The organism is Hyunsoonleella sp. J2K-J805 (assembly GCF_057167125.1).
In genome coordinates this window covers 1,218,430-1,239,190 of record NZ_CM169901.1, presented here as the reverse complement: position 1 = coordinate 1,239,190, position 20,761 = coordinate 1,218,430, and the positions used below count along the sequence as shown (strand labels likewise).

21 protein-coding genes are annotated in these 20,761 nt (G+C 34.8%); 3 read left to right on the top strand and 18 right to left on the bottom strand.

The features are described from left to right. Positions 1-19: 19 nt before the first annotated feature. Both AC1B0Z_RS05435 and AC1B0Z_RS05430 read left to right on the top strand, forming a co-directional pair. Positions 20-2,665 (top strand): DNA gyrase/topoisomerase IV subunit A, encoded by a 2,646-nt coding sequence (locus tag AC1B0Z_RS05435; protein WP_483794576.1) that lies wholly within the window; start codon positions 20-22, stop codon positions 2,663-2,665. Continuing rightward, positions 2,666-3,673, top strand: a complete 1,008-nt coding sequence (locus AC1B0Z_RS05430) for an endonuclease/exonuclease/phosphatase family protein (RefSeq protein WP_483794574.1) — start codon at positions 2,666-2,668, stop codon at positions 3,671-3,673. It begins immediately after the preceding gene. 3 nt (positions 3,674-3,676) lie between these two features. Here the strand turns inward: AC1B0Z_RS05430 and argE are convergent, their stop codons facing one another. The 11 genes from argE to AC1B0Z_RS05375 all read right to left on the bottom strand — a co-directional run bounded on the left by argE (position 3,677) and on the right by AC1B0Z_RS05375 (position 14,613). Beyond that, positions 3,677-4,852: an acetylornithine deacetylase gene (argE, locus tag AC1B0Z_RS05425; RefSeq protein ID WP_483794573.1), complete on the bottom strand. Its 1,176-nt coding sequence runs from the start codon at positions 4,850-4,852 to the stop codon at positions 3,677-3,679. Positions 4,853-4,885: 33 nt separating this feature from the next. Further along, positions 4,886-5,731 (bottom strand): putative sugar O-methyltransferase, encoded by an 846-nt coding sequence (locus AC1B0Z_RS05420; RefSeq protein WP_483794571.1) that lies wholly within the window; start codon positions 5,729-5,731, stop codon positions 4,886-4,888. Between the two features lie 62 nt (positions 5,732-5,793). Next, complete coding sequence (gene miaA / locus AC1B0Z_RS05415; RefSeq protein WP_483795253.1) at positions 5,794-6,705, bottom strand: tRNA (adenosine(37)-N6)-dimethylallyltransferase MiaA; 912 nt, start codon at positions 6,703-6,705, stop codon at positions 5,794-5,796. A gap of 183 nt (positions 6,706-6,888) precedes the next feature. Next, positions 6,889-7,737, bottom strand: a complete 849-nt coding sequence (locus AC1B0Z_RS05410; RefSeq protein ID WP_483794569.1) for an ion transporter — start codon at positions 7,735-7,737, stop codon at positions 6,889-6,891. A 24-nt stretch (positions 7,738-7,761) separates the two neighbouring features. Continuing rightward, a complete protein-coding gene (locus AC1B0Z_RS05405; protein ID WP_483794567.1) occupies positions 7,762-9,726 on the bottom strand; it encodes a transglutaminase family protein in 1,965 nt (654 codons plus the stop codon). Further along, positions 9,726-11,093 carry an exonuclease domain-containing protein gene (locus AC1B0Z_RS05400; protein ID WP_483795252.1) on the bottom strand — a complete coding sequence of 456 codons (1,368 nt, stop codon included), beginning with the start codon at positions 11,091-11,093 and terminating at the stop codon, positions 9,726-9,728. Before AC1B0Z_RS05400 ends, AC1B0Z_RS05405 begins: the two co-directional genes overlap by 1 nt. 9 nt (positions 11,094-11,102) lie before the next feature. Continuing rightward, positions 11,103-11,774 (bottom strand): YggS family pyridoxal phosphate-dependent enzyme, encoded by a 672-nt coding sequence (locus tag AC1B0Z_RS05395; RefSeq protein WP_483794566.1) that lies wholly within the window; start codon positions 11,772-11,774, stop codon positions 11,103-11,105. Positions 11,775-11,830: 56 nt separating this feature from the next. Further along, a complete protein-coding gene (locus AC1B0Z_RS05390) occupies positions 11,831-12,070 on the bottom strand; it encodes a M23 family metallopeptidase (protein ID WP_483794564.1) in 240 nt (79 codons plus the stop codon). Further along, positions 12,051-12,452 (bottom strand): hypothetical protein, encoded by a 402-nt coding sequence (locus AC1B0Z_RS05385; RefSeq protein ID WP_483794562.1) that lies wholly within the window; start codon positions 12,450-12,452, stop codon positions 12,051-12,053. The genes AC1B0Z_RS05390 and AC1B0Z_RS05385 overlap by 20 nt, the downstream gene beginning before the upstream one ends. Positions 12,453-12,464: 12 nt before the next feature. Beyond that, a complete protein-coding gene (locus AC1B0Z_RS05380) occupies positions 12,465-13,355 on the bottom strand; it encodes a 3-hydroxyacyl-CoA dehydrogenase family protein (protein ID WP_483794560.1) in 891 nt (296 codons plus the stop codon). Positions 13,356-13,653: 298 nt separating this feature from the next. Continuing rightward, on the bottom strand, positions 13,654-14,613 hold the full coding sequence (locus AC1B0Z_RS05375; protein ID WP_483794558.1) for a Gfo/Idh/MocA family protein: 960 nt from the start codon (positions 14,611-14,613) through the stop codon (positions 13,654-13,656). A gap of 177 nt (positions 14,614-14,790) precedes the next feature. On the opposite strand from AC1B0Z_RS05375, the gene AC1B0Z_RS05370 reads away from it, so the two are divergent. Next, positions 14,791-15,435, top strand: a complete 645-nt coding sequence (locus AC1B0Z_RS05370) for a protein-L-isoaspartate(D-aspartate) O-methyltransferase (RefSeq protein ID WP_483794556.1) — start codon at positions 14,791-14,793, stop codon at positions 15,433-15,435. A 75-nt stretch (positions 15,436-15,510) separates the two neighbouring features. Here AC1B0Z_RS05370 and AC1B0Z_RS05365 read toward each other — a convergent pair whose 3' ends face one another. From AC1B0Z_RS05365 to smpB, 7 genes are all read right to left on the bottom strand, one after another. Further along, a complete protein-coding gene (locus AC1B0Z_RS05365; RefSeq protein WP_483794554.1) occupies positions 15,511-16,140 on the bottom strand; it encodes a methyltransferase domain-containing protein in 630 nt (209 codons plus the stop codon). 141 nt (positions 16,141-16,281) lie between these two features. Further along, entirely contained in the window at positions 16,282-16,647 is a 366-nt protein-coding gene (locus tag AC1B0Z_RS05360; RefSeq protein ID WP_483794552.1) for a hypothetical protein, read from the bottom strand. A gap of 121 nt (positions 16,648-16,768) precedes the next feature. Next, positions 16,769-17,089, bottom strand: a complete 321-nt coding sequence (locus tag AC1B0Z_RS05355; protein WP_483794550.1) for a GIY-YIG nuclease family protein — start codon at positions 17,087-17,089, stop codon at positions 16,769-16,771. Positions 17,090-17,153: 64 nt separating this feature from the next. After that, on the bottom strand, positions 17,154-17,702 hold the full coding sequence (locus tag AC1B0Z_RS05350) for a pyridoxamine 5'-phosphate oxidase family protein (RefSeq protein WP_483794549.1): 549 nt from the start codon (positions 17,700-17,702) through the stop codon (positions 17,154-17,156). An 11-nt stretch (positions 17,703-17,713) separates the two neighbouring features. Further along, the gene (locus AC1B0Z_RS05345) at positions 17,714-19,531 is read right to left on the bottom strand and encodes a Xaa-Pro dipeptidyl-peptidase (RefSeq protein WP_483794547.1); all 1,818 of its coding nucleotides are present in this window, start codon (positions 19,529-19,531) and stop codon (positions 17,714-17,716) included. A 4-nt stretch (positions 19,532-19,535) separates the two neighbouring features. After that, entirely contained in the window at positions 19,536-20,099 is a 564-nt protein-coding gene (locus AC1B0Z_RS05340) for a hypothetical protein (RefSeq protein WP_483794545.1), read from the bottom strand. A 108-nt stretch (positions 20,100-20,207) separates the two neighbouring features. After that, complete coding sequence (gene smpB, locus AC1B0Z_RS05335; RefSeq protein ID WP_483794543.1) at positions 20,208-20,666, bottom strand: SsrA-binding protein SmpB; 459 nt, start codon at positions 20,664-20,666, stop codon at positions 20,208-20,210. Between the last annotated feature and the right edge of the window lie 95 nt (positions 20,667-20,761).

Below are 20,761 nucleotides of genomic sequence, written 5' to 3'. Positions count from 1 at the left end.
GAAAAAATAAAAGTACTTAATGATTGAAGAAGGTGACGATTTAAATAACGAACATAACGAAGAGCCCCAAGAAACCATTACCCGCATTACGGGTATGTACAAAGATTGGTTTTTAGACTATGCGTCGTACGTTATCCTAGAACGCGCTGTACCTGCTATTGAGGATGGGTTTAAACCTGTGCAGCGCCGTATCATGCATTCTATGAAAGACCTTGACGATGGTCGCTACAACAAAGTGGCAAACATTGTTGGGCATACTATGCAATACCATCCACATGGAGATGCAAGTATTGCGGACGCTATGGTGCAAATTGGCCAGAAAGACTTGTTAATAGACACCCAAGGAAACTGGGGGAATATTTTAACAGGAGATAGCGCTGCCGCTTCTCGATATATTGAAGCACGTCTGTCCAAGTTCGCTCTGGATGTTGTTTATAATCCAAAAATCACCGAGTGGCAGGCTAGTTATGATGGGCGAAGAAAAGAGCCAATTAACTTGCCAGTAATGTTTCCATTACTTCTTGCACAAGGAGGTGAAGGTATTGCCGTTGGCTTATCCACAAAAATATTACCGCATAATTTTATAGAATTGATTGATGCATCTGTAAAGCATTTACAAGGCAAGCGTTTTACCATTGTACCAGATTTTCCAACAGGTGGAATAGCAGATTTTTCGAATTATAATGATGGCAATAGAGGTGGGAAGGTTCGTGTTCGAGCAAAAATTTCCCAATTAGATAAAAATACCCTTGTAATTACAGAATTGCCTTTTGGTACTACCACGTCATCTTTGATTGATTCGATTTTAAAAGCTAATGATAAGGGGAAAATAAAAGTAAAAAAGATTGAAGATAATACAGCTGCTGAGGTTGAAATTTTAGTCCATTTGCCCTCAGGACTATCGCCTGATAAAACGATAGATGCGTTGTATGCCTTTACAAGTTGCGAATCGTCCATTTCTCCTTTAGGATGCGTAATTGAAGACAATAAACCACTGTTTGTTGGAGTTTCTGAAATGTTACGTCGTTCTACGGACAATACGGTTCAGCTGTTAAAGCAGGAGTTAGAAATTAAATTGGGAGAGCTAGAAGAGCAATGGCACTTTGCTTCTTTAGAGCGCATTTTTATTGAAAATAGAATTTACCGTGATATTGAGGAAGAGGAAACTTGGAAAGGTGTTATTTCAGCAATCGATAAAGGACTGCAACCTCACATAAAACATCTAAAAAGAGGGGTAACTGAAGATGATATTGTACGCTTGACTGAAATTCGTATAAAGCGTATTTCGAAGTTTGATATTGATAAAGCACAACAAAAAATTGATGCCCTAGAAGAACAGATTGCTGAGGTTAAGCACCATTTATCAAATTTAATAGACTACGCCATCGCCTATTTTCAAAGGCTTAAAAAAGAGTATGGGGAAGGACGTGAGCGGAAAACGGAGATTAGAACTTTTGATGATGTTGATGCCACCAAAGTAGTCATTAGAAATACTAAGCTCTACGTAAATAGAGAAGAAGGTTTTGTAGGAACGTCCTTGCGTAGAAACGAATATGTGTGCGATTGTAGTGATATTGATGATATTATTGTGTTTACTAAAGAAGGTAAAATGATGGTTTCCAAGGTAGATTCTAAAACTTTTGTTGGTAAAGATATCATTCACGTTGCCGTTTTCAAGAAGAAGGACAAGCGCACAATTTACAATATGATTTACCGTGATGGAAAAAAAGGGCCGTCATACATCAAGCGTTTTGCCGTAACCAGCATTACTAGAGATAGGGAATACGATTTAACTAATGGGAACAAAGGTTCTGTTGCGCTATATTTTTCAGCAAACCCAAATGGCGAAGCTGAAGTTGTAACCATTAATTTACGTCAGGCCGGAAGCATCAAAAAACTAAAGTGGGATATTGATTTTGCCGATATTTTAATCAAGGGTAGAGCCTCAAAAGGAAACTTGGTTACCAAATATCCAGTAAAACGGGTAGAGCTAAAGGAAAAAGGTGTTTCAACCTTAAAACCGCGTAAAATTTGGTTTGACGATACCGTACAGCGCATCAATGTTGATGGAAGGGGTGAGCTTATAGGAGAATTTAGAGGAGAGGATAAATTGCTTATTATTAATCAGTTTGGTGTTGTTAAAACAGTTACACCAGAGGTTACCATGCACTTTGATAGCGATATGATTGTGCTTGAGAAGTGGGTGCCCACAAAACCAATTTCTGCTATTTATTACAACGGTGAAAAAGAATTGTATTACGTAAAACGCTTTTTGATAGAAAACGAAGGGCGGGAAGAATCCTTTATTTCTGATCATCCAGATTCACAATTAGAAATTGTTTCAACAGATTGGAAACCAATGGCTGAGATTGTTTTTGCCAAAGACCGAGGAAAAGACAGAAGAGATAATTTGGAAATAAATCTTGAAGAGTTTATTGATATAAAAGGTATAAATGCCCAAGGTAATCAACTTACTAAGTACAAGATAAACCAAATCAATTTATTAGATCCATTACCTTATGAAGCTCCAGAGCAAGTACACGCTGATGACCTAGAAGTTGTGGACGAAAAAGAAGTGCTCGCTGAAACAAATGAAAACAAAAAGCCCGAAGCGGAAGATTCCAATGGAGAAAAGGATGATGATGGACAGATTACACTGTTTTAGATGAAGTTTTTCGAAAAGCTTAAACCTTTAATCGCCGTTCTATTTCCCATTTTACTGATTGGTGGCATTTTGATGATACTTTTTGAGTGGCGCTGGTCTTTTCCTTTCTCAATTGCACTGCCTTTTTTAGTTGTAGTTACTTTCATTCAGTTGTTGTTTTTTCTGTACAAAAGAAGACGTAATTCTTTGTTGAATATCCTTGCCCTTTTACTGTTTTTTTTCTTTTTTGATTCCTTCTACCAATACAATTTTTATACTGAAGAAAAACAAAGAGAAAACTCTGTTTCAATTTTAACATATAATGCTAATTGGTCTAATTTTACTCCTTTTGGTATTGACTACAAGGACAAAAAAATATTAGATTTTATAAAGCAAACAAATGCAGATGTTGTGTGCTTTCAAGAGTTTTCGGCTATAAAGTATCATCTTTTTAAAAAGGATTATCCATATTGGGTAAAAACTAACTTGATGACGCGAAAGCAAAAATCAGTACTAGGAGTTTTTTCAAAATATCCAATCTTAAATGAGGGGTTTATAGAGTTTTTTGAAAGTAGAAACAATGCAATGTTTGTTGACATTGACTTTAATGGAAAAATTGTTCGAGTATACAATGTGCATCTTGAGTCTAATAGGATAGATAGTGTGCCCGAATTGTATAACATATATAGTTATGCCAGTTTAATTAGTAGAAGCTGTGATGCTGAAAGCGAAAGAATAAAACAAGCTTATTTACTCAAAGATCATATGGAGGGCTTTGGTGGAAACGTAATTATAGCGGGAGACTTTAATAGCACACAATATTCTTCTGCATATCTTGTTTTAAAAAATGCCAAGAAAGATACATTTGTTGAAGCTGGTAGTGGTTTTGGTGGTACATATGAATTATTTAACTATCCTTTTAAAATAGATCATATTTTGGTTGACGACGAAATGGAAGTGGTTAACCATAAAAATTTTAAGACTGGTTTATCTGATCATGAGCCTATTTTAGCAGAAATTGAACTATAGGATTTATAGTTCAAACATAACCGCCTCTGAGGAAAATAACGTTATGAGATTACCTAAGAATAGCCTATAATTTTTCAATTCTTGTTTTGCAATAAACTCATTTGCCCTATGAGCCTGCTTTATAGACCCAGGGCCACAAATTATGCTTTGTAAACCTGCTTCATTGTATTGTCCAGCTTCAGAGGCATAGGCTACTGTACCAATGTTTTTATTGGAATTTATTTTTGATATCAATTTTACGATATCACTATCGGCCTTACTTTCAAATGGCGTAACTGGTGGATGAATTTCTTCAGTTTCAATTTTAAAATCTGGAAACGCAGATTTTAATTCTTGAATTCTCGTTTTACAATGTTTCTTGAATGCACTAACGATTTCTTCTAAATTGTCATCGGGAATTATTCTGGCATCCCATGAGAAATAGGCTTTGTCTGCAATTACATTTGGGGCGATACCACCCTGAATTATACCCGTATGCAATGAGGAATGTGGTGGGGAAAAACGTTTATCGGTATTTCCAAATGCAACTAAATCGTTCATTTTAGCTTCTAACCAAAGTACCAATCTCGCTGCTTCATGTATCGCACTTACTTCCTGCTTTATTCTGCTACTATGGCCTGCAGAACCGTTTACTCTGGTAGTATATAAACAAATACCCTTGTGCCCAATAATAGGCTTTAGAAGTGAAGGCTCGCCAATAATGGCATATTTTGGAGTTTCAGGATAATAATTTTGAAGGTGCCTTACCAATTCTGGTGCAGATAAACAACCAATTTCCTCATCATATGAAAATGCAAAATAGATAGGTTTTTTAAGATTTGCTTTAACTAATTCTGGAAGTATATTTAAGCAGCATGCTAAAAACCCTTTCATATCACATGCACCGCGTCCGTAGAGCTTACCATCACCTTTGTCAGTCAGTGTAAAAGGATCTGTTTCCCAATTTTGACCTTTTACGGGAACAACATCGGTATGTCCAGATAAAATAATGCCACCATCTACTGAAGGTCCAATTCTGCAATGTAAGGATGCTTTTGTGTTATCTTTATTAGGAACTAAAGTACAGAAAATTCCATAAGATTCAATATAGTCCTTTATCCAATGAATGATTGACAAGTTGCTTTCTCCTCCCAAAACAGGAAATGCCACTAATTTAGAAAGGATATTTTCGGTTGTCATTTTAAAAAAAAGATGTGTTGTTTTGTTACGTTTTTACCAAGTTATTATACAGTTTCTCTCAGATATTTTTGGGGCTTCTTCTATTATTTTAGAGTTAGGAATAATCTTTAAAAGTTTTTCTCTACTATAAGATTTAAAGTAATCGGGAGAAATTTCATTATAAGTAATATAACCTTGTTTAGAATTTAAAATGACCTTTTTTAAATAAATATCTTGTATGTTTCTGGGTAATTCAGAAAAGGCATAATTGCTTATTACTAAATCGTATGTTTTAGGCTTTAATTCGTTCATGGTTTTATATTCAATAATACTATTTAACGCATACTTATCTAAATACGTTTGAGTTAGCATAAGTACGGGTTTTAAATCTATCAAGGTATACTTTTTTGGTTTAAAAATTGCATTGATAATTCTACATTGACCTCCATAGCCGACACCGATTTCACATATTTTTGAGCCATCTATTGTTTTTTTGAGCCGAATTAGATCTTCTAAAACGTTTATATACCTTAATGTTGAAGGTGATATTAGCCCTGTTTTTTCATAATTGTAAACGCGTGGATTTCCCCATAAATCATTCTTCTTAAAGTTGATAATATTATCTTCACTTAATAAATTAGTAGTGTTACGCTCAATTTTTTTGATGTAAAGCTTGCCATCTGTTTCAGTGGCATGTTCTAATATTCTATTATATATATATTCCCTTCTGAAATTTTTAAATACTTTTGAATTTAAACTAGCTTTTGCACAAAAATCTGGATAAACTTGATTGTCAGATATACTAGTCGCTACTCTCATTTCTCCATATTTTAAAAGTCTTATTTTTTTGTAAAGTTTAATAACTTTTCTTGGAAGTATTTTTTTTGCAAGTTTCTTCATCGAATAGAAAATATTTTTGTTTGTTAATTTAGATATACCAAATTATAGCATTAATTAACTTTTTAAAATTTAAAATTTATTGATTTAATAACTTCTTCTATATTGCTTGTGTAGTCATGCCAACTAGTATTTTTATTTTTATTAAACCAAGTTAATTGTCGTTTTGCAAATCGCCTTGTATTTTTCTTTATTTCCGAGATGGCAAAATCTAAAGTCCACTCGCCTTCAAAATATTTAAAAAGCTCTTTGTAACCTACCGTATTTAGGGCATTTAAATTTTTATGGGGTATCAAAGCTTTTACTTCTTCAAGCAAGCCTTCTTTCATCATTATATCGACACGTTGATTGATACGATGATAAACTGTTTCTCTCTCCGCGGTTAAACCAATGCTTATTGTTTTGAAATTGCGATGTTCTTTACCTTGATTTAAGAAAGACGAATAGGGTTTGCCTGTACCAATCGATACTTCTAAAGCGCGAATAATGCGATGTGGGTTATCCATTGCTATGGTATTGAAGCTCTGTTTATCCAATGCTTTAAGTTGTTTTTGCAAATGTGATATTCCTTTGGTTTCTAAATAGGTATTTAATTGTTTTCTGATAGAAGGATCGATATCTGGAAAATGGTCTAAACCTTTGACAACAGCGTCAACATAAAGACCTGAGCCTCCAACCATAATTACGGTATTATGCTTTTTGAATAAGGTTTTTAGAAGTTGTAACGCATCTTTTTCAAAACTACCAACACTGTAATTGTCTGTTACAGATTTATGATGTATGAAATGATGCTTAGCGGCAGACAATTCCTGTTTTGTTGGTGCTGCCGTACCTATTTGCATTTCTTGATAGAACTGACGCGAATCTGCAGAAATTATTTCTGTCTTAAAGTGTTGTGCCAACTTTATGCTTAAAGCAGTTTTGCCGATTGCTGTTGGACCAACTATGGTGATAAGATATTTATTAGAAGTTTCTATGTATAGAAGTTTTTATAAGAGGTAAAGGTACTATGAAAAACAAATTAGACCAAAGGTATAACTGGAGAAATGACTTTGGCTGATAGTTGCGTTAAGGATTGAGGGATTTGTTGAAGCTCCCGACGCAGGAGGAGCGACTCCCGAAAGCCTGACCCTGACGACAGGAGGGGTAACGCCCAAAGCTTAAATATGTAATTTTTCGCCACAGTTATAACAAAAATCTGCCTTATCTCTATGGTCTTCGGCAAGACAGTTTTCGCAAGATTGCGAATTGAGGCGTACTCTATCTTCTGGTTTCAAAGGCTCTTTTTTGCCTTGTGCGGTGTATTCTGCGGAAACAATTCCGGTTGGTACCGCTATGATACCGTAACCTAAAATCATGATAATTGCTGCAATAAACTGACCTAGAGGTGTAACGGGCGCAATATCGCCAAAGCCAACTGTGGTAAGGGTTACGATACACCAGTATACGCTCACAGGTATACTTTTAAAGCCGCTTTCTTCACCTTCTACTAAATACATAAGTGTACCAAAAATAATACATAGTATAATTACTGCGAATAGGAACACCAAAATTTTGGCACGACTTGCTTTTATAGCTGATGTTAGTAATTTTGATGCGCCTAAATAGCGAGCTAATTTTAGGATTCTAAAAATTCTTAGCAATCGTATTGCGCGAAGTGCAGCCAATGCATGAACACCGCCAAATAGTAACGAAATGTACTTTGGAAGCGTGGATAATAAATCTACAATACCGTAAAAACTAAAAATATATTTGTAGGGTTTTTTTACTGTAATGATACGCGCGATGTATTCTATACTAAATAATATTGTAATAACCCACTCGGCAATATTTAAAAAACTGTGATATTTTTCATCAAAGCTTTTAATACTTTCTAGCATCACCAAAATGATACTAGCGATAATTGTTATGAATAGAATAACATCAAAGATTTTGCCCCCACGTGTATCTGCCTCATAAATTATATCATGAAGTTTACTGCGCCAGCTTTGTTGCTTGGTGTTTTCCATAGTACCAAAAATAGTAAAGTTTTATTACTTCTTTTTTAAGACTATTAGAGAGTTGGTTTGTATATTTACAGCCTGATTCATAAACTCCTTTAGGTATGGATAATATTCTGACGGATATACGGCTTCATTAAAACTTATATTGAGTGTCATGTTTATCAAATTACCTATTACTTTGGTTGAAAACATAATAGAGCCTGTTTTGTTAGGAAGGTTCATTACGATGGACTCTGGTTTTTCTTGTACGGTATAGTCGTCACCTAAGTTGAATTGTAGCATATAAATATAGCGGTCTTCATACCCAAAATCGATAGGATACGTTCGCTCTTGCAGTTTAAAGGGGTTCTCTTTAAAAAATGGAAATAGAAAGGGATTTAGATATATCGTTTCACTGATGCTTTCGGCTTCATATTCTACATCATAACTTTCAGAAAAACTAGGGCTTGTTATTGACGAATTCTCTATGCTGTGGTTAGAAATATCAATATCTATAGTATTGTTTTGAAGTTCGTCCACGTAAGCGTCTTCATTTGGGAAATAAGCTTTTCTTGAGTTTAAAGCATGATATCCAGTTGTTTTACCTTTTACAGATCCAACTAAATTTTGCTGCTCATCAAAGCTTAAATCTACCATATAGAGCATGGAAGATTTCGATGGAGCTTTTATATCAATCCATTCACTGCCCTTCTTAAAATCAATGCGCCTACCATAGCCATTTAAGCATCTGTAGGGTACAAGTCCAAAATTTAAAAACTTGTCGGTAGCATCCAATAAATACTTTTTCTCATTAATGGTTGCTTGCACCAATAGGTAATTAAACTCTGTAAAAACTGGGTATAGTTTTGTTGCAAGTCCGTTATTTCTTGTTGATAGTAGTATGGGGTTTACAGTGATACCATTATCTCTTAAGAGATTGTGAAGGAGTATATTGATAGATGATATGTTACCAGATCTATTCTTAATAAGATTCTTAACTGAAACATCTTTAAATATGCGATATTCTCCGTTCCAAGTATATTCATTTTGAACAAAATGATAAATAGCCTTGGCCTTTTCCAACGGATCGGGCATATTTATAATATCTTCACTAAGAAGTTCGTCTACATCGATAGATTTTCTTAATTGTCGGCCAATATCCTTATCTGTTTTAAATTCTTTATCTACATCTTTCCAACTTTTTGTGTAGTGTTTTACGGTGCCGTCCATTCCTCTGAAGGTCTCTAGTTCATACTCAATTCTTGCCAGATAATTGCTTTCGGTAGTCATATAGTCTTCTTCGATGAAAGCAGGAATATCTTTCATTATATATTTTGCCACCGAACAATCAGCGCTGGCACCATTGTACATTTGCAAGCATTGCTTTTTTATATCCATAGTATTGGTACTTAATTTTTTACCGCCAACTAGTTTTATGTGATATAGCCAATTTCCAGGAATACTTGTATTGTATTCGCTGTATATTTTGGGAATATGTCCTTGAAATTCCCATCCATGATATTTTCGCATGTAAGGAGACTCAAGTTTGTAGCTATATGTTATTACGGAGCCTTCCTTTATATTTGGGAGGGTAAACTTTACCATGGTGATGTTTTCATTATATTCTTCTCGGTAAATATTTTTTGGATCTAGGTCTGTTTTTACTACTTCATCGTTCTCTAGCGTATAGGTATATGCGAAAATATCTTTGACTTTTTCGTACGTACTACCATCGCCTTGATAAAGGTAGATGGTAACGTTTGCATTATCAAAGCCTTCTTTGTTAAATATTTTAATTTTCCGCCTTATTTCTGTTCTCAAATCATATTCATTTCTGTCAACGTAGCTTTTACCATATTCATACAATACAATTGCATTTGCGGTAGAATCCTTTGGATAACTATTAAGTTTTAAATCACTTAGCGAAACTCTGTAAACAGGATCTTCGGTAGCGTCGCTTTGTGGGTAAGCCGAAATTCCAATTAAAACTATTAGAAGTTGTAAAATTTGTCTCATTAACTATCAATAATTAGTTGTTTTACTTTTTTATTACGTCGTAGGTAACTTTGTATAATGTGTTGTGTGTCTCTGCTGTTCTGCATTGGTGTAATGATTGATTCCAGAACGTCCAGATTATTAATTTGATAATTTAGGTTGAAAAACCCTAAACCTTGAAACATTCCATTTTTTATCAAAATTGCACTACGTTCATCAATATCCCTGCCTTTATCAATTATTACCATATTTTTATTGGCATAACTATTTTTGTTAATAAGTGATGATACGCGCTTGTTATACATTTCAACGGGCTCTTTACCGATACAAGCTCCAGCACAGGTTTTAATTTCATAGTTAAAGCAACTAGACTTGGTTTTATACAGCCCCGATAGTTTTTGACATAGGCCATAGTCCTCAATCGCTTTTGTGATAAAGCTTTTTCCACTTTGTCTATTGCTAAAAGTGGTAATAGGCTTTTTTCTTCCGTCTGCAACATCAATTTTTAGATTGATATAATTGTTTTTATCTATAAAACTGTAAAGCGCATGAGTAAAGTTTGTGCGCTTTAGGGCGCGATTAAGAATGGGTTTGTTTTTTTTGATTTCTTCACTTTCTTTTAAAAGTGCTACTAACTCACTCCCAGTAGCTTCATATGTTACCGCCGCGACTAAAGATTGTAATTTTTTTGATTTAGGATTTGTATTCGTGAAATGCTGATTAATGCGCTTTTTTATATTGTTACTTTTACCGATGTAGATGATTTCTCCCTCCTCATTATGAATGTAGTATACACCTGTTATGGCTGGTAATTCTGCTATGATATCCAAGTGTTTGGGCTCTAATTGACGTTTTGGATTTAAACGCACTACATCTTGTATAATCTTCTTTTCAGTATCCTTATCCAAAAGCATTTTAAACAACTTTACCGTGGCTTGGGCGTCCCCAGATGCTCGGTGTCTGTCGGCAACAGGAATACCTAATGCACGCACTAGTTTTCCTAAGCTGTACGATGCTTGCCCTGGGATAAGATATTTGGAAAGCTCAACGGTGCAGAGTGATCTACGTTCAAATTCGAAGCCTAAACGACTAAATTCGGTACGTAAAATGCGATAGTCAAACTGAGCATTATGGGCAACTATAATGCAGTTTTCAGTAATTTCAACAATACGCTTGGCCACCTCATAAAATTTTGGGGCATTACGAAGCATGTTGCTATTAATACCTGTAAGATTTACTACAAAAGGCTGAATGTCTCGCTCTGGGTTAACGAGACTTATAAACTGATCAACAATTTCATGACCATCAAATTTATAAATGGCAATCTCAGTAATTCCCTCTTCATTATACTTACCACCTGTGGTTTCTATGTCTAATATTGCGTAAATAAGTTTAATTTAATTTGAATAATTTCTGGCTCCAAAAATACTACTTCCTACGCGAATCATATTACTGCCGCAATCAATAGCTAATTTATAATCTCCGCTCATACCCATGCTTATAATTTCGGGCTTAAAGTTAAAGGTTTCTAGCAATTTTAGAGTGTTAAAAGTATGTTTTAAATACATGAATTCCTTTTTGATTTGAACCTCATCATTTGTAAAAGTGGCCATACCCATAACACCAGTTATTTTTATATTTTGTAATTCAGTAAATGCTTTGGACGAAATAATATCTGATACATCGTCGGCAGACATGCCGAATTTAGAATCCTCCTCTGCAATTTTAATTTGAAAAAGACAATCTATTATCCTCTCATGCTTCTTAGCCTGTTTATTAATTTCTTTTAGTAATTTAAAACTATCTACACCGTGAATTAAACGCACAAAGCTTGCCATATATTTTACCTTGTTTCGTTGCAGATGCCCAATCATATGCCAGTCAATGTCTTTTGGCATTTCCTTATATTTATCTACCATTTCTTGAACTTTATTTTCGCCAAAAATGCGATGTCCAGCGTTATAAGCGTCCATAATGGTTGCAACTGGTTTTGTTTTTGAAACGGCAACGAGGGTAACGTTTTCAGGGACTTCGGAAAGTATATGTTTTAAGTTTTGTTCTATGCTCATGTTTGCAAAGTTATCCTAGTAGGAACATTAAGGCAAGTTTAATTGATGAATTAGATTTATTTTCGATTATTAATAATAAATTTATTTGGGTTAAGATAACCATCAATGTTTTCAGAATAACCTGAACCAATATCCATATCCAAAGAATCTCTTATTTCGAAATGCAGGTGTGCCAAATATGTACCATTACAGTTTCCAATTGTTCCGATTTTATCACCCTTTTTAACAAAATCGCCTTGTGTTTTTAAAATTGTATCACAATGTGCATAAACAGATTCATATAATTCGTTTTTCATGATATTGCGTAATTCTAATAACATTTCCCCAACCACCACCATAATCTATTGACTCACTTACATATCCATTTGCAATTGCGTAAATCGGATCGCCTAAATCAGAATTGCCACCGCCTATACCGTTCCAGTCATCTCCTAGATGATTATTTTCTTGAAATTTTTGAGCGTTATAATAGCGTTTGGCGATTGGCTTTCCGACAGGAAAATCAAAACCATTTGAAATGTAATTAGGGTTAGACTTAAATAGTTTTAAAAATAAATTTTGTCTGGCTCGATATATCATTTGAGTTTCCGATGGTTCTGGTTTGAAAACTTTTTTACCAATATCATTGCAAGTGAATAATACCAATATTGGAATGAATAGAATTAAAGTGCGTTTCATACGATTGGGGCATCACTTCAAAAACTGTTGAGATACGTTTTCAGCCTTTCTACTTTCAGAATAATCATAGAATCCTTCTCCAGATTTTACGCCCAGTTTTCCTGCATGTACCATATTTACTAAAAGTGGGCATGGTGCATATTTGGGGTTTTTAAATCCATCATACATAACATTCAAAATGGATAGACAGACATCTAAACCAATAAAATCAGCTAATTGTAAAGGCCCCATAGGGTGTGCCATTCCTAATTTCATAACAGTATCAATTTCTTCAACACCCGCAACACCATTATACAATGTTTCTATAGATTCATTAAGCATAGGCATTAAAATGCGGTTGGCAACAAATCCTGGATAGTCATTCACCTTAACAGGAACCTTTCCTAATGTTTTTGAGAGCTGCATAATCATATTGGTAACATCATCGCTTGTATTATAACCTCGGATGATTTCTACTAATTTCATAATGGGGACAGGATTCATAAAATGCATACCTATAACACGGTCTGGTCTTGAGGTAGCAGCAGCGATTTGTGTAATAGAAATAGAGGAGGTGTTGGTTGCTAAAATTGTTGAATCTGAGCAAGCTTCATCTAAATCTTTGAAAATTTTAAGCTTTAACGCTAGATTTTCGGTAGCAGCTTCAACTACCAAATCTATATGTTTTACACCATTTTTAATATCAGTAAAAGTTGATATCTTTTGAAGTGTACTGTCTTTATCTTCAATAGATATTTTTTCTTTTGAAACCATTCTATCTAAGTTTTTAGAAATGGTTCGTAATCCTTTGTCTAAAGCGTTTTGGTTAACATCAATTAAATTGACGTTAAAACCGTTTTGAGCAAAAACATGAGCAATACCGTTGCCCATAGTGCCCGCTCCAATTACTGCTATATTTTTCATATTTTAAAATTTATTTATGTTCATTTTTTCTTGATAAAAAACGAACCAAAAAATCAAATCAATCTGAGGAAATTCCTGCGGATCATTCGCTTTCGAAACTACATGCTTTGCGCCGCGCGTAGCATTTCCGTTTCTTCGCTCATTATTTCTGCAGATTGATGATTCCGATTTTATCGAAATTGAGGACTTGACTTTCTGCTAAACTTATATCTTCTTCAAAATTATTTTCCAACTTTGCTTAACTCTTTTTCAATTGAGTAAAGTTTCTCCCTTTTGGGGAGGTTAGGAGGGGCTTTTTTTAGAACTGATTAATAATCATATTCGCCACACGCAATGCTTCCGTACCATCATGCAAAGTAACTACAGGTGTAGTGTCATTATTTATAGCATCAGCAAAAGTTTCCAGTTCTGATAAGATTGAGTTTACCTCTGGAATTTTAGGATTATCAAAGTAAATCTGTTTTTTGATACCCTCAGCATTTTGTAAAATCATATCAAAATCTCCTGGGTTTTCAGGCGCATCTTTCATTTTAACTACTTCACACTTCTTTTCTAAAAAGTCCACGGATATATATGCATCTTTTTGGAAGAATCTGCCTTTGCGCATTTTTTTCAATGAAATTCTACTAGCCGTTAAATTTGCCACACAACCATTCTTAAACTCTATTCTGGCATTAGCAATATCGGGCGTATCACTGATTACCGCAACACCGCTCGCAGAAATATGTTTTACCTCAGATTTTACAATGCTTAAAATGATATCAATATCGTGAATCATTAAATCTAAAACTACGGGAACATCGGTACCTCTTGGGTTAAATTCGGCCAACCGATGTGTTTCAATAAACATTGGTGATTTAATATCTTCTTTTACGGCAAGAAAGGCGGGATTGAAACGCTCAACATGCCCCACTTGTCCTTTTACTTTATGAAGTGCTACCAGTGCTCTAATATCTTCGGCCTCAGCAACGGTATTAGTGATGGGTTTTTCAATAAAAATATGCTTACCCTTGGTAATGGCTTTTATGGCGCAGTCATGGTGCGACAGTGTAGGTGTTACGATATCTACAACGTCAACCGCATCAATTAATGCGTCAATGGATTTGAATAGCTTATACCCAAACTCATCAGCAACTTTTTGGGCAGTTGCAGTATCTGCATCGTAAAAACCTACCAATTCATACTTGTCGGATTGTTTTAAAAGTCTTAAATGAATTTTTCCCAGATGACCTGCACCTAAAACACCAGCTTTTAGCATAATTTTGTTTTTGTATTGAAGCTATTTTTACTATTTAATTATTTGAAAAAAACGTCGTTAACTGTTATAGAAATCGTTGTTTTTTTACAGCTTAAAGATACTAAATTTAAATTCTGTGAAAATTGTTTTTAGGTTAAAAATGTTTAAGTAAATTGTGCTAAAATAACCTCCCGAAAATTGAAAGATACATTTAAGCATCAAGGCTTGCGCCAACAATTGGTTAACGTAGTAAAAGCTAAAGGTATACAAGACGAAAAAGTTTTGAATGCCATAGGTAAAATACCAAGACATTTATTTATGGATTCTGGATTTTTAGACCATGCCTATCAAGATAAAGCGTTTCCCATTGCTGCAGACCAAACGATTTCACAACCATATACCGTAGCATTTCAAACTGAATTAATGCAAGTGTCTCTGGGTGATAAAGTGTTAGAAATTGGCACAGGAAGCGGTTACCAAACTGCGGTACTGTGTGAGCTAGGAGCTAAAGTGTATAGTATTGAGCGCCAACAAGAATTATTTAAAAAAACGAGCAAGTTTCTTCCAAAGTTGGGCTATAGAGCTAAGAAATTAATTTTTGGAGACGGCTATAAAGGTTTACCAGAAGAAGCTCCTTTTGATAGTATTATAGTTACAGCTGGTGCGCCATTTGTACCAAAGCCTTTATTAATTCAATTAAAAGAAGATGGTGGGCGCTTGGTCATTCCCGTTGGTGATGATGTGCAAGTAATGACACTCTTTATTAGAAAAGGACCTAAGGAATTTGAAAAGCATGAATTGGGGGAATTTCGTTTTGTGCCTTTGTTGGAGGATAGGAATTAATACTTTTAGCAGTTAGCAGTTAGCAGTTAGCAGTTAGCAGTTAGCAGTTAGCAGTTAGCAGTTAGTAGTTGGTAGTTAGTAGTTCTGGCCCGATCTATTCTTCTTAAAGATTCCAAACAATTCATTTCCCATTCTAGGTGCAACGGAATTGTAACATCGCTCGAAAGTTATAACTTTAAAATACGGTTCAAAATAACTTAAGTATTCTTCTTTTGAACCACCAAAAGGGCGATTTTCCATATCTCCCGTCAGTGGGAAATCAAACCAAAGACCAACAAGTTTTCCTTTAATGTTGAGTAACTCATGCATTTGTTTTGCATACCCTTTGCGAGTTTCTGAAAGCGGAGGAAAGGAGCAGAAAAACGTTTGTTCAATAATTAAATCGTAGTTCCCTTGGTGCATAAAAAAGTCGTCTTGCACAACTTGTTCAGAAGGAAAATCAGGAACTCTTTTTTGAAATGCTTCTAAAGGCTCTTTAGCGATATCTAAAACATAAATATTTTTGAAACCTTGGTTAAATAAATATTCAGCTTCATAGGAATTTCCAGCACCTGGAATTAGAATTTTTAAATCTTTGTTTTTGAGTTGATCTATATAAGTTTTTAGTGGCGTTGATGTTTCGCCAATGTCCCAACCCGTGCTGTTGTCTTGGTAGCGTTTGGACCAGTATTCCTTAGTTGAACTTGAGGGGTTATATTTTTTCATTCAATATCAAAACTTAATAAAAATGACGTGTCATCCTGAACTTGTTTCAGGATCTAAAAAATTAAGATGCTGAAATAAATTCAGCATGACAGAGATGGATACTTGCCTCTTTTTAATTGTTTCTCTTTTTTGCAATCTACTTTAATACATATTTAGAACTTTTATTAAATCAGCTTTCGTCTTTTTGGTTATATATGGTAAGTCATCTCCACTTTCAATATATGACATCTCGTTATTGTCAAATGTAGCTTCGATATCTAAAAACAACATATCCCTTTCAATCTCTCGATTTGTAGGTATTTTTGACATCCAAACAAGGTGTATTTGTGTAATTGCATTTGTGCTACTGAGAAAATCAATTTCATTATTTAAAAAGGCAGTAGCTACTTTTTTTGATAACCCATTAAATAGACTCTCATTTTGTTTTTCTTGAGTAGTAATATAATTGTCAAGCTCATCAAAACTTAAATTGTCAGCAACAAGTTTTTCGAAAATTTCATTCTTCATTTTAAAGTCTATATTTTGTTCTAAGAACCTGTCATCCTGAACTTGTTTCGGGATCTCATACAATAAGGATGCTGAAATAAATTCAGCATGACAAATACTGGGAGTTCTAGGTATTCTAACTCTATCTATTTTTTGAAATTTTATTTAGAGGCTTCCACAAATCATCCCAATTCGAATTTTCTTTTTCTATTAGATTAATTTTCCATTGCCTATGCCAATTTTTCAGCTGCTTTTCTCTTTTAATAGCATCTTCAATAAATTGAAACTCTTCAAAATATACTAAACGTTTTAACTTGTATTTTGCGGAAAATGAATTGCCCTCACCCAAAATATGTCGTTCTATTCTATCATCTATTCCTCCAGTTACGCCGATGTAAAGTACACCATTAAGTTTGTTGGTGATAATATATACCCAATAATTGTGGTAGGCTCGTTTTGGCATTTATTTCAAGTTTATTGAAGATTTAGATGCTGAAACAAGTTCAGCATGACAGAATGTGGATCGATTAATCTCCAAAGATTTTAGTCTCTAACCCATCAATACTCTTTACATTCTTCTCCTTCCAATAGTTTTCAATACGTTCCTTACCTTGCTTTTCAGCCCAAGAATTAAGTTGTTGGCGTTCTTCTTTAAAATCCATAAAGGGTACTGCATAACCGCAGGAAGTTTGTACGCTTTCTATTTTCATCTCTACAATTTGTCTGGTACCGGGAATTTTAGGAAAATGGTGTTTGTAATTTTGAAACTCAGTATCTCTCTCGTGATACACAACTGCTTTACCATAGAGACGCAGGATAAGTGGTTTGCCTTCAAAAGAGCAAAACATAACAGTCATTCTATTATTTTGCAAAATATGCGCTGCGGTCTCATTGCCACTTCCTGTTAAGTTTAGCCAAAGCACCGTGTTTTCATTAATTATTTTGAAGGTGTCCGCTAGTCCTTTTGGGGATAGATTAATTCTACCTTCCGCAGCAGCGGTAGCTACAAAAAATATTTTTTGTATTTCAATAAAAGATTGTAGTTCTGGTGTTATTTCAGTATAAAATTTAGCCATTATTTTGCTTTTTAGAATGTTTCAAGTCCACCAACTATGGGTAAAACTAGTTGTGTTTCATCTAAATCTACTGTAAGTTCTGTTCCTGGTTCTGGATGTAAGGTATATTCTTTATCACTTGAAAAAATTAGCAGCCCTATTTGTTGTCCTGCTTTTATAATTTGATCATCTGGTTGCAAATCGAAAGTAACCTTGTAGAATTTACCAGGTTTTAAGGGCTTGCTTTGGCTTATCGATTTGTGGTTTTGAGGATCTGCCCAACCTCTAGTTATAATATTATCTGTTGTTTTTACGCGTCTGCCTTCACTCCAAGGTAAAGATACCAACCACACTGATAAATTAGCTGCAGGTTTACTACTTGCTAATGTTACTGTTATTTTCGGTACACCAGAAATATGAATGTCTTTAGTCAATTTTGGTGTTGCATAGAGCAGTCTGTGTTCTGTGATATCCGCTTTTGCTAATGCCGCACCATTAAACGAATAATTGTCAATTAGCGTTTCTGTTTTCTGCGACTCCGGTTGTAATAGTGTTAAACCTCCAATTTTAGGAGCTCCAGAGGTAAGGTGTAAGGTTACATTTTTAGCTTCAGGATTTGGATAATCCTTGTAAGCCGTTGGGTTTTTCATATTGTCTCCTTCACGAACAATGAATGCTTTGTTGGGTTCATTTTCAATACCGTTATCTACACCATGTAAATAATGCGTAAACCACTTATTCATCATAGAAACTGGAGGTGGACCCCCGTGACCAAACTGGTGATAGTAAATGGCTGTTTCTAGCCCCATGTCTTTAGCCTTCTTGTATATTCTATAACTGTGTTCTGGCATTACATTCCAATCATTAAACCCGTGCGACATTAACATGGCGGCTTTCATAGATTTCATATCATTTAAATAATCTCTACCAGCCCAAAATTCATTATAATCTCCAGTTTTCCTGTCCATACCGTTTTTCATTTCGGTATCTCTTACTCTTTTATTATTTGCGGCACGTTTGGATTCATCGCCACTATGAATGTAGTCATATAACACATCAATATCTTCACCTAGATAACCTCCAGGTGAACGCACTAAACCGTTACTTCTATAATAGTGGTAGTATGATGTGTTTGGTGCCACAGGTATAATTACTTCCAAACCATCAGCACCAGTGGTTGCAGCAGCTAAAGGAATTGTACCATTGTATGATGTTCCCGTCATTCCAACTTTACCAGTACTCCAAAATGCTTTCACTTCTTCATCGCCATAAGGCTCTTTATAACCTTTTGCGCGTCCGTTTAGCCAATCGATTACCGCCTTAGGTGCTAAAGATTCGTTATCTCCACCTACAGTTGGCGATCCTTGCGATAATCCTGTGCCAGGTGAAGAGGAGTGTACTACAATATAACCTCGCGGAACCCAAGTTTTAATTTGTGAGTTAGAAATTATAGGGCGTTCTCCTAGGCGCGTTACTTCTGGATGCGCGCGCTCAGGCCCTATATCTCCTAATTCATGTTTTACATCCCAAAACACACCATCTATATCTGGAGCAACACCGGCATAATACGGGCTAGATTCATAAATTACAGGAAGTTTTAATCCCTCCGTTTCAGTCTGGTATGGGCGTGTAACATCTACATGCATCCTATCTAATTTGCCATCGCCATCCGAATCAAATTCTGTTTCAACAAATACATCATGTCTAATCCATTTTTCAGGTGTATTAAATGTATCAACTATTTGTGCTTCACCATCTTTAAAGACCGGTTTTGATTGCTCTTGAGTTGCTGCACCCAAAAACGTCAACATCAGTGCTATAAAAATACTGCTCTTAATTTTTGTCTTCATCTGTTTATTTTTTGCTTGGTAGGTATCTTTTAGGAATAGGTTGGTCTTCTGTTTCTTGTGCCCAAAGTAAGTTAACAATCCACCAGCGGTTTTCGTCGTTTATTAATTGAATACTATTAATACCGCGCATAAAAGGTTTTTTGTCTTCCGCACTGTGGTAACATTGGTATGTAGAAAAAACATGGGCAATATTACCGAATATATTTACCTCTCTATTAATTTCCTTTTCTATGAACCCATTCATTTTTAACCACTTTTCAGAGTTTTTAATGTATTCGTCGGGTGTGATGTATTTTGCTTTATATTCAAAATCGGGGTTCATCCCTGTTGGAATTAACTTGGCATTAGGGTAAAACAAAAACTTGAATTGTTTCCAATTACGATCTTCCTCTTTTTCAGCAGAAATTACCTCATACAACGCTTTTACCGTTTTATGCAGTGTAAGTACCTTAGAACTATCTACTACAAATTCTTTGGTTTCAGTTTTGGCTTCTATTTTAGACTTTTTTTGAGCTTGGATAGAAATAGCAAAACAGCTTAAAACAAGCAGACACGCTAATTTTTTCATTCTTAATAAATTTGAAAAGGCAAATTAGTAAAATAGAAACCTTTTTAAGGTTAATACACTCTTAATTTTTTTTGATTTAGTTATAGTGGTTTGAAAACCAAAAGTTTTTTATTTGTAGATTCTCTTAATTCTATCAAGGTTACGCTTATTGTCGCGGTCTTTAATCGTTTCACGTTTATCATGCAGTTTTTTACCTCTGGCTAAGGCAATATCAAGTTTAGCCAACCCCTTATTATTAATAAACAAACGCAGTGGTATGATGGTTAACCCTGTGTTTTTAACCTCTTTTTCCAGTTTTTTTAGTTCACGTTTATTCAGTAAAAGCTTTCTTTTGGCCTTAGGCTTGTGGTTGTAGTAATTACCAAATGCGTATTCTTCCACGGTCATGTTCACCACAAAGAGTTCGCCGCGGTCATTAAACTCGCAAAAGCTTTCTGCAATTGACGCTTTACTGCTTCTAATAGATTTTATTTCGGTACCAGTTAACACAATACCAGCAGTATATTTGTCCAATATTTCATATTGAAAACGTGCCTTTTTGTTCTGTATGTTAATGGTTTTTTGCATGTTGCAAAACTACATAAATTCCCGCAAAGCGGTGACCTTAATAATTCAATTTAGAGTTTAAATATGAGAAATAATTGTGTTTGCAACCTAAAACG